This window comes from Ruegeria aquimaris (assembly GCF_025751555.1).
Lineage (GTDB): Bacteria > Pseudomonadota > Alphaproteobacteria > Rhodobacterales > Rhodobacteraceae > Ruegeria_B > Ruegeria_B aquimaris.
This window is the reverse complement of the sequence record NZ_JAOWLB010000028.1, coordinates 17,607-30,254: the sequence shown is the minus strand read 5'-3', so window position 1 is coordinate 30,254 and position 12,648 is coordinate 17,607. Positions and strand designations below refer to the sequence as shown.

At 61.6% G+C, this 12,648-nt stretch carries 13 protein-coding genes; 10 read left to right on the top strand and 3 right to left on the bottom strand.

Annotated elements, in window-relative coordinates:
- The first annotated feature begins 52 nt into the window (after window positions 1–52).
- The 6 genes from OE747_RS22670 to OE747_RS22645 all read left to right on the top strand — a co-directional run bounded on the left by OE747_RS22670 (window position 53) and on the right by OE747_RS22645 (window position 6,761).
- Window positions 53–1,594 (top strand): putative bifunctional diguanylate cyclase/phosphodiesterase, encoded by a 1,542-nt coding sequence (locus tag OE747_RS22670; protein WP_263830736.1) that lies wholly within the window; start codon window positions 53–55, stop codon window positions 1,592–1,594.
- A gap of 125 nt (window positions 1,595–1,719) precedes the next feature.
- Window positions 1,720–3,549 (top strand): membrane protein insertase YidC, encoded by a 1,830-nt coding sequence (yidC, locus tag OE747_RS22665; RefSeq protein WP_263830735.1) that lies wholly within the window; start codon window positions 1,720–1,722, stop codon window positions 3,547–3,549.
- On the top strand, window positions 3,546–4,283 hold the full coding sequence (locus tag OE747_RS22660) for an MOSC domain-containing protein (protein WP_263830734.1): 738 nt from the start codon (window positions 3,546–3,548) through the stop codon (window positions 4,281–4,283). Before yidC ends, OE747_RS22660 begins: the two co-directional genes overlap by 4 nt.
- A complete protein-coding gene (gene yihA / locus OE747_RS22655; protein ID WP_263830733.1) occupies window positions 4,280–4,933 on the top strand; it encodes a ribosome biogenesis GTP-binding protein YihA/YsxC in 654 nt (217 codons plus the stop codon). Before OE747_RS22660 ends, yihA begins: the two co-directional genes overlap by 4 nt.
- The gene (locus tag OE747_RS22650) at window positions 4,930–5,298 is read left to right on the top strand and encodes a DUF2946 domain-containing protein (protein WP_263830732.1); all 369 of its coding nucleotides are present in this window, start codon (window positions 4,930–4,932) and stop codon (window positions 5,296–5,298) included. The genes yihA and OE747_RS22650 overlap by 4 nt, the downstream gene beginning before the upstream one ends.
- A 65-nt stretch (window positions 5,299–5,363) precedes the next feature.
- Complete coding sequence (locus tag OE747_RS22645) at window positions 5,364–6,761, top strand: PepSY-associated TM helix domain-containing protein (RefSeq protein ID WP_263830731.1); 1,398 nt, start codon at window positions 5,364–5,366, stop codon at window positions 6,759–6,761.
- A 39-nt stretch (window positions 6,762–6,800) separates the two neighbouring features.
- Here OE747_RS22645 and OE747_RS22640 read toward each other — a convergent pair whose 3' ends face one another.
- Window positions 6,801–7,529 (bottom strand): SDR family NAD(P)-dependent oxidoreductase, encoded by a 729-nt coding sequence (locus OE747_RS22640; protein WP_263830730.1) that lies wholly within the window; start codon window positions 7,527–7,529, stop codon window positions 6,801–6,803.
- A gap of 113 nt (window positions 7,530–7,642) precedes the next feature.
- Between OE747_RS22640 and argB the strand changes: the two genes are divergently transcribed.
- From argB to OE747_RS22620, 4 genes are all read left to right on the top strand, one after another.
- Window positions 7,643–8,503, top strand: a complete 861-nt coding sequence (gene argB, locus OE747_RS22635; protein WP_263830729.1) for an acetylglutamate kinase — start codon at window positions 7,643–7,645, stop codon at window positions 8,501–8,503.
- 225 nt (window positions 8,504–8,728) lie between these two features.
- Window positions 8,729–9,358: a sterol desaturase family protein gene (locus OE747_RS22630; RefSeq protein ID WP_263830728.1), complete on the top strand. Its 630-nt coding sequence runs from the start codon at window positions 8,729–8,731 to the stop codon at window positions 9,356–9,358.
- Complete coding sequence (locus tag OE747_RS22625) at window positions 9,295–9,990, top strand: ferredoxin (RefSeq protein WP_318527332.1); 696 nt, start codon at window positions 9,295–9,297, stop codon at window positions 9,988–9,990. Before OE747_RS22630 ends, OE747_RS22625 begins: the two co-directional genes overlap by 64 nt.
- Window positions 9,987–10,484, top strand: coding sequence for a SixA phosphatase family protein (locus OE747_RS22620; protein WP_263830727.1), 498 nt, complete (start codon window positions 9,987–9,989; stop codon window positions 10,482–10,484). The genes OE747_RS22625 and OE747_RS22620 overlap by 4 nt, the downstream gene beginning before the upstream one ends.
- Window positions 10,485–10,532: 48 nt before the next feature.
- Here the strand turns inward: OE747_RS22620 and OE747_RS22615 are convergent, their stop codons facing one another.
- Window positions 10,533–11,324, bottom strand: coding sequence for an amino acid ABC transporter ATP-binding protein (locus OE747_RS22615; RefSeq protein WP_318527331.1), 792 nt, complete (start codon window positions 11,322–11,324; stop codon window positions 10,533–10,535).
- A gap of 10 nt (window positions 11,325–11,334) precedes the next feature.
- Window positions 11,335–12,648: an amino acid ABC transporter permease gene (locus tag OE747_RS22610; RefSeq protein WP_263830726.1), complete on the bottom strand. Its 1,314-nt coding sequence runs from the start codon at window positions 12,646–12,648 to the stop codon at window positions 11,335–11,337.

The window sequence follows — 12,648 nt, the reverse complement described above, 5'->3', positions numbered from 1 at the left end:
CCTAGGGTTCGACAAGGCGCGCGTTGCGTCTTGCGAAAGGCCAAGTCATCACATGCAGACAAAGTCGCTCCTGACACGTATCCGAGACGAGATCATTCCGATCCTGACAGGGCCGCCGATCCTGGCCTTTCTGCCGGCCATAACCCTCGGCGCCTTTTGGCTGGGTGGTGAAATTGCCCTTTTGCTGACCTCACTGGGCTTGCCACTTCTCTTTGCCCTCGCTGGCGCATTGGGTAAATGGCCGATGGCGGACCGCCGCACCGGCGCTGTCGGCTCGGGTATGGTACAACCCAGTGAATTTGAGGCGGCTACGCATGAGATCTTCGCTTCGGCGAGTGGTTCCGGACGTAAGTCAGCTTGTTTCGTCGTAGAGTTGGATGACTTTCCAGAGTTCTTGCACCAACACGGCCACGCCGACACCGATCTGGTCCTGCGCCGGGTTGGTGAACGTCTCCTCTCGGCGGTGCGAGACAACGATATTGTCTCGCAACTTGGGCGAAACCGCTTTGCAATCTGCCTTGCTCCGGTTCCGCAGCTGGATCTGGAACTATGTATCCAGTTGGCCGGACGCATGCAGGCAAAAGTCGAAGACCCAATATCGCTTGGCGCAGCGGCCGTATACGTTTCCTGTTCGATCGGATTCTGCCAAAGCAACCGCGTGCCCGGTCAAAACGCCAGCTCTTGGCTCAGCGCAGCTGAGGCCGCACTCTTCACCGCTCAGCAGGCGAGCCCCTCGGGGATTCGCGCCTACTCCCCCGACATGGCACAACCCGCCGATGATCACGCGCGCCTGAGAAACGAAATCGAGATGGCGCTGGATAAAGGTCAGATCCAGCCCTGGTACCAGCCGCAGATTTCTACCGATACCGGAAAAATCACAGGATTCGAGGCGCTGGCCCGCTGGATTCATCCGGTGAGGGGCGTACTTACCCCCAATGTGTTTCTGCCAGTCATCGAACAGGCCGGATATATGGAGCGTCTTGGGCAGGTCATGCTCTTCAATGCGCTGACGGCTCTCAAGGCATGGGACAGCGCGGGGGTCGACGTACCGCGTGTGGGTGTGAACTTTGCCTCGGATGAGCTACGCAATCCCGGTCTTGTCGAAAGAATCCGTTGGGAGCTCGACCGGTTCGACCTGACACCGGATCGGCTGGCGGTCGAGATACTTGAGACCGTGTTTTCCAATACCCCCGATGACGTGATTACCCGAAACATCTCTGGTCTAGGCAAGATGGGATGCCGTATTGACCTGGACGATTTTGGAACCGGTCACGCCTCGATCGCCTCAATCCGGCGCTTTGACATAACCCGTATCAAGATTGACCGCTCCTTCGTCAAGAAAGCCGACCGGGACCCCGAACAGCAGAGAATGGTCGCCGCGATTCTCACAATGGCGGAACGTCTGGAACTGGAAACCCTCGCAGAAGGGGTGGAAACCGTGGGCGAGCATGCAGTCCTCGCGCAACTGGGTTGCGACCATGTTCAGGGGTTTGGAATTGGCAAACCGATGCCGTTCGACCAGACCCTCGACTGGATTGCGCAGCATGAGGCAAAATTGCAGGACGCGCCGCAGATTGGACGGGAAACTGGCTGAAGCGGCCGGAATGTTGCCGCACCCGTCGATTTGGCTCCCCTGAAACGGGCGATTCCGCTTGACCTTTGTGCCTTCACTCTGTTGAACCCTGCCTGGTCTTTCACTGCACAAGGTGGCTGTCCCCGATGGACGATCAGAACAAGAATCTCATCCTCGCAACAGCGCTCAGCTTTCTGGTGATCCTGGTCTGGTTCATCCTGTTCCCGCCCCCGGAACAGACCGAAGCGCCCGCGACCGAGATCACCGCCACAGACGGCACTGCCGTGCAGACCCCTGCCGCGACAACACCCGTGTCCGGTTCGGGAGAGGTTCCGGCCCTCGACACCAATGCCCCGACGACCGCAGAGGCACCGCGGGTCGCAATCGACACCCCGCGCCTCAAGGGTAGCGTGTCGCTGCTGGGTGGCCGCATCGATGAGCTGTCGCTCAAGGATTATCGCGTCTCTCTCGACGCGGATGCAGAGATCGTCGAGATGCTGACCCCCGCCGGATCCGCCTCGGCTTACTACGCGCTCTATGGGTGGGCCCCTGGCACTGGCCTGAACGCCGCCGACGTGCCCGGGCCGCTGACCGAGTGGTCGCTGGAATCCGGTGAGACGTTGAGCGTGGGCAACCCGGTCACCCTCCGCTGGTCCAATGGCGGCGGCGTTACCTTCCGTCGCACCCTGGCGGTGGACGAGGATTACATGTTCACCGTCACCCAGTCGGTCGAAAACGGGTCCGCCGCACCGATCGGCGCCGCGCCCTATGGTATCCTCGCCCGGCACGGCGTCGGCGAGGATGCCGATCTTCCGGGGCTGAAGAACTTCTTCATCCTGCACGAGGGCGTCGTAGCCATGAATGACGGCACCCTGTCCGAAATCGACTACAAGGATGTGCGCAAGTTCGACATCGACCCGAACGAGGGCGCGCAGGCCGAAGTGTTCCAGAACAAGTCCGACGGCTGGATCGGGTTCACCGACCACTACTGGATGGCCACCCTGATCCCCGGCTCAGGCAGCGCCTTCAAGGCGGCGGCGAAGTACGACGACCGGCGCAAGATCTATCAGGCCGAAACCGTCCTGCCGACCATGACCGTCGCTCCGGGTGAAACCGCGCAAGTCACCACCCGCCTGTTTGCCGGGGCCAAGGAATGGGAGACCATCCGCGCCTATCAGAAGGATGGCGTGCAGAAGTTCCTCGACAGCATCGACTGGGGCTGGTTCTTCTTCCTGACCAAACCGATCTTCTGGCTGTTGCATCAGCTCAACGGGCTGATCGGCAACATGGGTTGGTCGATTATCGGTCTGACCCTGATCATCAAGGCGATCGTCTTCCCGCTGGCGCTGAAATCCTATGTCTCGATGGCCAAGATGAAGGAGCTTCAGCCGCAGATGGAGGCGCTGAAAGAGGCTGCCGGCGATGACCGTCAGAAGATGCAGCAAGGCATGATGGAGCTTTACAAGAAGGAAAAGGTGAACCCGGCCGCCGGCTGTCTGCCGATCCTGTTGCAAATCCCGATCTTCTTTTCGCTCTACAAGGTGATCTTTGTCACCATCGAACTGCGCCAGGCCCCGTGGTTCGGACCGTTCCGCGACCTCAGCATGCCTGACCCGACCTCGATCATGAACTTCTTCGGCTTGCTGCCGTGGTCTGGGCCCGAGGTAGGCTCTTTGGCGGCGACTATCCTGATCGGCATCCTGCCGCTGCTTCTGGGTATTTCGATGTGGCTGCAACAGAAACTGAACCCGGCACCCACCGACCCGACGCAGGCCATGATCTTTGCCTGGATGCCTTGGGTGTTCATGTTCATGCTGGGCAGTTTCGCAAGCGGCCTCGTGGTGTACTGGATCGCCAACAACACGATCACCTTTACCCAGCAGTACATCATCATGCGCAGCCACGGCTACAAACCGGACGTGTTCGGCAACATCCGCTCGGGTTTCTCCCGTGGCAAGAAGGCGGACAAGAAATGACCGGAAAGGTCACCGGGCTCTGGCGGCATCCGATCAAGAGCCATGGACGCGAAGCGCTGAACAGCGTCACCCTCAGCCCCGGGCAGACCATGCCCGGGGATCGCGTTTGGGCGGTCGCCCACGAAAAGTCGCGCGCCGACAACTCGGCCTGGGCCCCTTGTCAGAACTTCACCCTAGTCTCCAAGGTTCCAGCGCTGATGGCGATGCGCGCGCGCCTGCGGGGTGAGGACGTGACATTGAGCCACCCGAACCGGCCTGATCTTACCTTTGCCCCGGATCGGGAAGAGGCGTTGTTCCTGGATTGGGTCAAGCCGCTGATGCCTGAGAACCGCGCGCAATCGACCCGTATCGTCCGGGTTCCCGGTCGTGGAATGACCGACAGCGATTTCCCGTCGGTCACGTTGTGCAACATGTCTTCACACCGGGCCGTGGAACAAAAGATGGGCCGCGACCTGTCCCCTCTTCGCTGGCGCAGCAACATCTGGTTCGATGGCCTTCCCGTCTGGGAGGAGTTCGACTGGATCGGGCGCGAGGTACAAGTGGGCGAGGTGGTTTTTGCCATCCGCGAACGAACGGAGCGCTGCATGTCGGTCAACACCAACCCGGAAACCGGGATTCGCGATGCCGAAACACTGGGCACGCTCGACACTTGGGGTCATCGCGATTTCAGCGTCCGGGCCGAAGTCATCCAAGGCGGAGATATCCGCATCGGGGACGAGGTACGCGCCCTATGACGACACTCCCCTTCCCCGTTGTGCCTGAACCAGACGAATTTGCGGCCGAGACCGGACGCAAACTGTTTGCCGGACAATCTGAATTCGTCAAAGGCGTGGTCGCCATGTCCGGCCTGCCCCCCGCCGACCGGGTCGAAGTCTGTTTCGCGGGCCGCTCGAACGTGGGCAAATCCAGCCTGATCAACGCGCTGACCGGCACCAAGGGGCTGGCGCGCGCCTCGAACACGCCGGGCCGCACACAGGAAATCAACTTCTTCACCCAAGGGCCCGAACTCTATCTGGTCGACCTGCCGGGATACGGCTATGCCAACGCGCCCCTGAAAGTGGTCGAGAAATGGCAGAAGCTGCTGAAACAGTATCTCAGCGGTCGTCAGACCCTACGCCGTGCCTTTGTGCTGATCGACGCCCGCCATGGGGTCAAGGCGGTCGATGACGAGATCATGAAGCTGCTCGACACCAGCGCGGTGACCTTTCAATGCGTACTGACCAAGGCCGACAAGGTCAAGGCCGCCGAGCGCGACAAGGTGCTCTCGCAAGTGCGCACCGCTCTGGCCAAACACCCCGCCGCCTATCCGGAAATTGTATTGACCTCGTCGGAAAAGGGCGATGGTATCGCGACTCTAAGGTCCATCATCGCCCATCTGGAATGACATTCCTGACGTATGTCTCTGCTGTCCTGTCCCTGCTTGCGGTGGTGCTGACCAGCGCGATCCCGCAGGGCTGGATGCCCATGCGCAAGGACGACCGGATCCTGCTGGTGATCTGTACCGCAGAAGGGGAATCCCGGGAATGGGTCGACCTGAATCCTGACAACCCCGCCCATGAAGACGAAAGCGACTCGCGGCCCAGCTGCCATTTCGGCGGACTGAACCAGGTCGCGATCCTGGCCCAGCCGCCGCTGCTGATGACCCTGAACCATGCCCAGCGCACCCGCTGGGACAATCTGGATTTCACCCATCGCAGTGCCGGATTCTTTCCCCTCTATGACGCGCGCGGGCCACCGAACCTCTCCTGATCAGACAGAAACACCCTGACGCCGCCGCCTCTTTGGCGGATCGCTTCTGATATGGAGAAACAACAATGGCTGACAGCCAAACCAATGCCCGGGGCACCATGCGCCCGCTGGCACAGAAATTCTATTTCGCCGCGTGGCGCTGGCATTTCTACGCCGCGCTCTACGTGATCCCCTTTCTGCTGATCCTGGCGGTGACCGGACTGATGATGATGTTCATCACCCAGGTCGACGGCCGCGATGGCGAGAAAATCGCCGTTGAGCCGCAAGCAAGCGCGTTGTCCTTTGACGCGCAAACTGCTGCGGTGCTTCAGGCACAGCCCGGCACCATCGTCGAGTGGATCGGCCCCAAGGCCCCCGATCTGGCCGCCGTGTTCCGGGTCAAGACCCCCGAGGGCCAGCGCCTGGTCGCGCTTGACCAGTATAGCGGCGAGGTGCTGTCTATCTGGGACCGCCGCGCGGGCTGGTACGATCTGGCAGACAACATCCATTCGACCCTGTTGATCGGCGATCTGGGCGACCGCCTGATCGAGGTCGCCGCCGGGCTGGGTATCGTGGTGATCCTGACCGGCCTCTATATCTGGTGGCCGCGGGGCGATGCGATGTCGGCGCTGGTGCCCAACCTGCGCGCACGCGGCCGGGCCCTGTGGAAAAGCCTGCATGCGGTCACCGGGTTCTGGATCTCGGCCCTGCTGTTGGTGTTCCTGGTTTCGGGCCTGTCCTGGGCCGGTATCTGGGGCGGCAAGCTGGTGCAGGCCTGGTCGACCTTTCCGGCCGAGAAATGGGACAATGTCCCCCTGTCGGACGATGTGCATGCCAGCATGAACCACGGCCATACCAATGACGTGCCCTGGGCGCTGGAACTGACACCGCTGCCCGCCTCGGGCGCCGAGGCCGGTGCCACCGGTCTGCCCGAGGGCCAGCCGGTCAACGCCGAGAACCTCATCGCGCTCGGTCGCGCGATGGGGATGGAGGGGCGGTTCCGTCTGGCCTATCCGTCGGGCGAAACCGGGGTCTGGACCATCAACCGCGACAGCATGAGCGGCGATTCCGATGACCCGTTCATCGACCGTACCATCCATGTCGACCAATATACCGGCAAGGTGCTGGCCGATGTGCGCTATGACGATTACTCGTGGGCGGGCAAGGCGATGGCGGTGGGCATCCCCTTTCACATGGGGCTGATGGGCGGCTGGAACTTCGCGCTCAACATCGTGTTCTGCCTGTCGGTGATCTTTCTCTGCGTCTCCGGCGTGGTGATGTGGGTCAAGCGCCGCCCGGCGCGGGCATTGCGGCTGGCCGCACCGCCCGAACCCGCCGATATGCCGATGTGGAAAGGCGCCGCGCTGGTGGCGGTGCTGGTATCGCTGATGTTCCCGCTGGCGGGACTGGCTCTGATTGTGGCGCTGGCCTTTGACGTGCTGATCCTGAGCAACATTCCCGCGCTTCGGCGCGCGCTGGCCTGAGTACTGGCCCCGGACCGGACCCCGAGCGGGGTCCGGTCGCTAGACGTGCTGCGCGCCGTTCACCTCGATTTCGGTGCCCGAGATGTAAGAGCTTTCCGGCGAACACAGGAAATAGATCGCGGCGGCCACCTCGCTGGGCTGGCCCAGCCGTTGCATCGGCAGCTTCTCGACAATCTTGTCGGTGCCGGGGCTGAGGATCGAGGTTTCGACCTCACCCGGGGCAATTGCATTCACCCGCACGCCGAGCGGCCCGAAATCATGCGCCATCTCGCGGGTTAGCGCCGCCAGCGCCGCCTTTGACGTGGCATAGGCCGCCCCGGCAAACGGATGCACCCGCGACCCGGCGATCGAGGTCACGTTGACCACCGATCCCTTCGCTGCGGCCAGCTCGTCCTTGAGCGATCGGGCCAGCACCACCGGGGCAAAGAAGTTGACGTGAAACACATGCCCCCAATCCGCAAGATCGGTGCTGAGCGTGCTCAGCCGCTCGCCATTCGGACCCTTGGGCGAGATGCCGGCGTTGTTCACCAGCGCGTCCAATCTGCCATTCAGTTTTTGCCGGATGGTTTCTGCGGCCGCGATGGTCGCTTGCGGGTCGCTCAGGTCGATCTCGACATGGTTGCGCTCGCCATTGCTCCAGGGGCAGCCCGGCGGAACCGGTTCGCGCGAACAGGTGATCACCCGCCACCCTTCGGCGACAAACCGGCGCACCGTCGCGTGGCCGATTCCCCGGCTGGCACCGGTCAGGACAAGTGTTTTCTGTGCCATCGGGGCCCTCGCCTGCTGGTTCGGGCGGAGACTAGCACAGCGGCGATCAGTGGCAATGCTCTTGGCAGATGCCGCCAAAAGCCCTAACACAAGGCATCAAAGGGACCCTTGCCATGAAGACACGAGACATGAATCGCGACTGGATTGCCACCGCCGCCACCCTGAACGCCGCGCTGCCTTATCTTCAGCGCTATGATGACGCGATTGTAGTCATCAAACTGGGCGGTCATGCCATGGGCAGCGACGAGGGCATGGAGAGTTTTGCCCGAGACGTGGTGCTTTTGAGGCAGGTTGGCGTGAACCCGGTCGTGGTGCATGGCGGCGGTCCAATGATCAACGCGATGCTGGACAAGCTTGGCATCCAGTCCGAATTCGTGAACGGCAAGCGGGTCACTGACGCCGCCACGGTCGAGGTGGTCGAGATGGTGTTGTCGGGCGTGGTCAACAAACGCATCGTACAGGCGATCAACCGGCAGGGCGGCAAGGCGGTCGGTTTGTCGGGCAAGGATGCCAATCTGATGGTCTGCGACCAGACCGACACCGATCTGGGTTTTGTCGGTACGCCCGCCGAGATGAACCCCGACCTGCTGCGCAACCTCTTTGCCCATGATATCATCCCGGTGATTGCGCCCCTGGGCGCGGGCCGAAATGGCGAGACGTTCAACATCAACGGCGATACCGCGGCCGGTGCGATTGCTGGTGCGCTCAAGGCCGACCGCCTGCTGCTGCTCACCGATGTATCTGGTGTCAAGAACGCCCAAGGCGAGGTGCTAACCGAGCTGAAAGCCGCGCAAATCCGTGCGATGGTTGCAGATGGCACCATCGCTGGCGGCATGATCCCCAAGACCGAAACTGCGCTTGATGCGCTCGACAAAGGGGTACGGGCGGCGGTCATCCTGGATGGGCGCGCACCCAATGCGGTGTTGCTGGAGCTCTACACCGAACACGGCGCCGGCTCGTTGATCAGGGCCTAGTAACCGGGTTGTGACGCGGGCAGGGTTGTCATCCGCCATCACATGCGTGAATGTGAATAGGTGGAAAACGAGAGCCTGATCCGTTTGGCCGTTTTTATCGGCCTGTTTGTGCTGTTCGCGGTCTTCGAACGGCTCGCTCCACGCCGCCAACCACATCCGCGTCGATCTCGCCGATGGCTGACGAATGTCTCCATCTCGCTGCTGAACACCATAACACTGCGGACCATGGCCGTTGGTTTGCCTTTGCTCGCGGTCGGCGCGGCACTTGATGCGTCGGCACATGGCTGGGGTCTGTTCAACCACCTGGATTGGCCAGCCTCGGTCGAAGTCGTGCTTGTTGTGCTGGTTCTCGACTTCACGATCTGGGCGCAGCATCTGATTACACACAAGGTGCCGGTGCTGTGGCGGCTGCACCGAGTGCATCACGCAGATACCGATATCGACGTCACCACCGCGATCCGGTTTCACCCGGTTGAAATCGCGCTGTCGATGCTGCTCAAGATCGGTCTTGTCTATCTGCTCGGGCCGTCTGCCTTGGCGGTGGTCCTGTTCGAGATCCTGTTGAACGGCACCGCGCTCTTCAATCACTCAAATCTCCGCTTGTCGCTTGCGCTCGACGCCGCGTTGCGCAAGGTTCTGGTGACCCCCGACATGCATCGTGTACACCATTCGGTGCTGCGCGAGGAGCATGACAGCAATTACGGCTTTGCCTTGTCGATCTGGGACCGGATGATGGGAACCTATGTTGCACAACCCGCCAAGGGACATGACAAAATGACCATCGGGCTGGCATGGCAGGACGACCGACCCGCGCGGCTGGGCTGGAGCCTGCTGTTGCCGTTTCGCCGCCGATGACGCTGGCGCGGATTTCGGCAGAGGCCGCCGCCTCGGCCCTGATTGTCATGGGATCGCTCAATCCGGCCGATCAGGCAGGCACCGTCGTCTTGTTGGGTACCGGCCCCGGTTTCTGGTCGGTCTTCAGCGCGGCGCCGGAATATGCAGACGGCCAGCGTGACCCGGTCGACCGCTGGTCGAAACGGGTGATCGGCGCCATGGCCGCCAATCTGGGGGCAAGCACCGCCTATCCCTCGGACGGGCCGCCCTATCCGCCCTTCATCGCCTGGGCGCTGGCCTCGGGCCGGTTTCATACCAGCCCGGTCGGGATGATGGTGCATGACCAGGTCGGTCTGATGATCTCGCTTCGCGGCGCGCTCTTGCTACCCGACCGGATCGACCTGCCTGTGGCCGAGGCCCCCTCGCCCTGCGACAGCTGCGCTGCGCCCTGTACCGGGGCCTGCCCGGTTGGTGCACTTGCAGCGGATCGCGCCTATGATGTCGATGCCTGCCGCGGATATCTGGACACCGCCGCTGGGTCTGCTTGTATGGGGTCAGGCTGTGCCGCCCGACTCGCCTGCCCGCTCAGCGCGGGCGCGCAACGGGACCCTGCCCAGTCCGCGTTGCATATGAAGGCGTTTTTTCGCAGATGACCCTTACTCTGATCCTCACCCGGCATGCCAAATCTTCGTGGGACAGCGAAACGCTGTCCGATCATGAGCGGCCGCTCAACAAACGCGGCCGAAGATCTGCCGTGGCGCTTGGTGAATGGTTGCGCACGAAAGCGCTGAGTCCGGATCAGGTGCTTTCCTCGTCGGCCCTGCGCACGCGGGAAACCTGGGCCTGCATGGGGTTCGAAGCGCCCGAACCAACATACACCGATGCGCTCTATCATGCTGGTCCGGCCAAGATTCTGGATACCTTGAAAAGCGCCACCGGGCGCATTGTTCTGCTGCTGGGGCACAACCCGGGTATCGCCGAGTTCGCGGGCAATATCGTCGAGGAAGCCCCCGCGCATGCGCGATTCTTCGATTATCCGACTGGTGCCACTACCGTGATCGAGTTCCCGGTTGACGCGTGGCGGGATATCCGATGGCACAGCGGCGAAGTTCTGTCCTTTGTGGTTCCACGCGAACTGATCGAATAAGAAAGGGCGGGGAAAACCCCGCCCTTTCCGTGTCTTTTCAAACCCTGTTCAGTGACCCAGGATCTGGCTCAGGAACAGCTTTGTCCGTTCGCTTTGCGGGTTGTTGAAGAACTCTTCCGGCTCGTTCTGTTCCACGATCTGGCCCGCATCCATAAAGATGACGCGGTTGGCGACCTGACGGGCAAAGCCCATCTCGTGCGTCACGCAGAGCATGGTCATGCCTTCCTCGGCCAGTTCGATCATGGTGTCGAGCACTTCCTTGATCATCTCGGGGTCCAGCGCCGAGGTGGGTTCGTCAAACAGCATGATGCGGGGCCGCATGCACAGCGACCGCGCGATCGCTACACGCTGCTGCTGACCGCCCGAAAGCTGACCGGGATACTTGTTGGCCTGCTCGGGGATCTTCACCTTTTCCAGGAAATGCATCGCCGTTTCCTCGGCCTCTTTCCGGGGCGTCTTGCGCACCCAGATCGGGGCCAGCGTGCAGTTTTCCAGAATGGTCAGATGCGGGAACAGGTTGAAGTGCTGAAACACCATCCCGACTTCGGACCGAATCTTGTCGATGTTCTTAAGGTCGTTCGACAGTTCGGTCCCGTCCACCACGATCTTGCCCTGCTGGTGTTCCTCCAGGGCGTTCAGACAGCGGATCAGGGTCGACTTGCCCGAGCCCGAAGGCCCGGCGATGACGATCCGCTCCCCCTGATTGACGGTCAGGTTGATGTCGCGCAGTACGTGGAAGGCCCCGTACCACTTGTTCATGTTGGTGATTTCGATGGCGATCTCGTCGCTCACCTGCATTTTTGAACGGTCGATTTCACGATCGATTGCGAGTTCAGACATTGGGCCCTCCTTAACGATGGCCAGTGTGGAGCTTGCGCTCCAGATACATGGAATAGCGGGACATGCCGAAGCAGAAGATGAAGAACAACAGGGCGATGAAGCCGTAGAGTTCCCAGACAACGCCGTTCCAGTTGGCGTCCGCACGAATGGCGTTCGACAGGCCCAGCGGATCGAGAAGCCCGATGATCGACACCAGCGTGGTGTCCTTGAACACCCCGATGAAGGTCGACACGATGCCGGGGATCGAGATCTTGAGCGCTTGTGGCATGATAACCAGACGCTGCGCTTGCCAGTAGTTGAGGCCCAGCGAATCCGCCCCCTCGTACTGGCCACGCGGCAGCGCGGCGAGGCCTCCGCGGATCACCTCGGCCATATAGGCCGCGGCGAACAGCGTCACCATGATCAGCACCCGCAGGATGATGTCGAAATTCGTGCCTGGCGGCATGAAGATGTTCAACAGCGTCGAAGCCACGAACAACAGCGTGATCAGCGGCACACCCCGAATGAACTCGATAAAGCCCACGCAGATGTATTTGACGATCATCAGGTCCGACTGGCGCCCCAGCGCCAGCACGATGCCCAAGGGCAACGAACAGGCGATGGCAACGACGCCGATGGTGATCGACAGCATGAAGCCACCGAACTTGCGGCTCTCCACCACCTCGATACCGATCGGCAGGATCGAATTGAGCGCGCCAGTGAAGTAACTGGACAGCAAGAGCCACCATACCAACGCAGCAACGGCACCCAAGACGATGCCCATCAGGCTGCTCATCGTCTTGCTGACCGCCGAATAGACGACCCACCCCAGGACAAAACCCGCCAGCGCCGCGATCGGGCCCCAGATGGTACCGCCCCACAGAAGCCAGGGGAAGATGAACGGGTAGAGTGCCGAGAAGATCAGCATTTTCGACGGGACGTTGTCGGAGAACAGAACCGGGGCTAGGGCTACGCCCAGCAGGATGAAGGCCAGGACCGGTCGCCAGTACAGCTCGGAGGGATAGAACCCGAACAGTAGCTGAATCCAGCGCTCGCGAATAACGCCCCAACAGGCGCCCGAGGTACCGTGATCACCCACCGAACCGGCGGCGGTCAGGATCTCGCGGCAGTTGTTCAGCGAAGCTCCATTCCAGGTAGGCGAGAATACCCAAGGCAAAATCGCCGCGAGGATCGCGTAAATCGCATAGAGCGAGGCCAGCGTCAGAATGCTGTTGAACCAGTTCGAGAACAGGTTGGCGCGTGCCCAACCCAGCGCGCCGACGGTCGAGGCCGGCGGTTCGCGCTCGGGGAGCATTTCGGTGCGGACAAATCCGATGTCAGACAT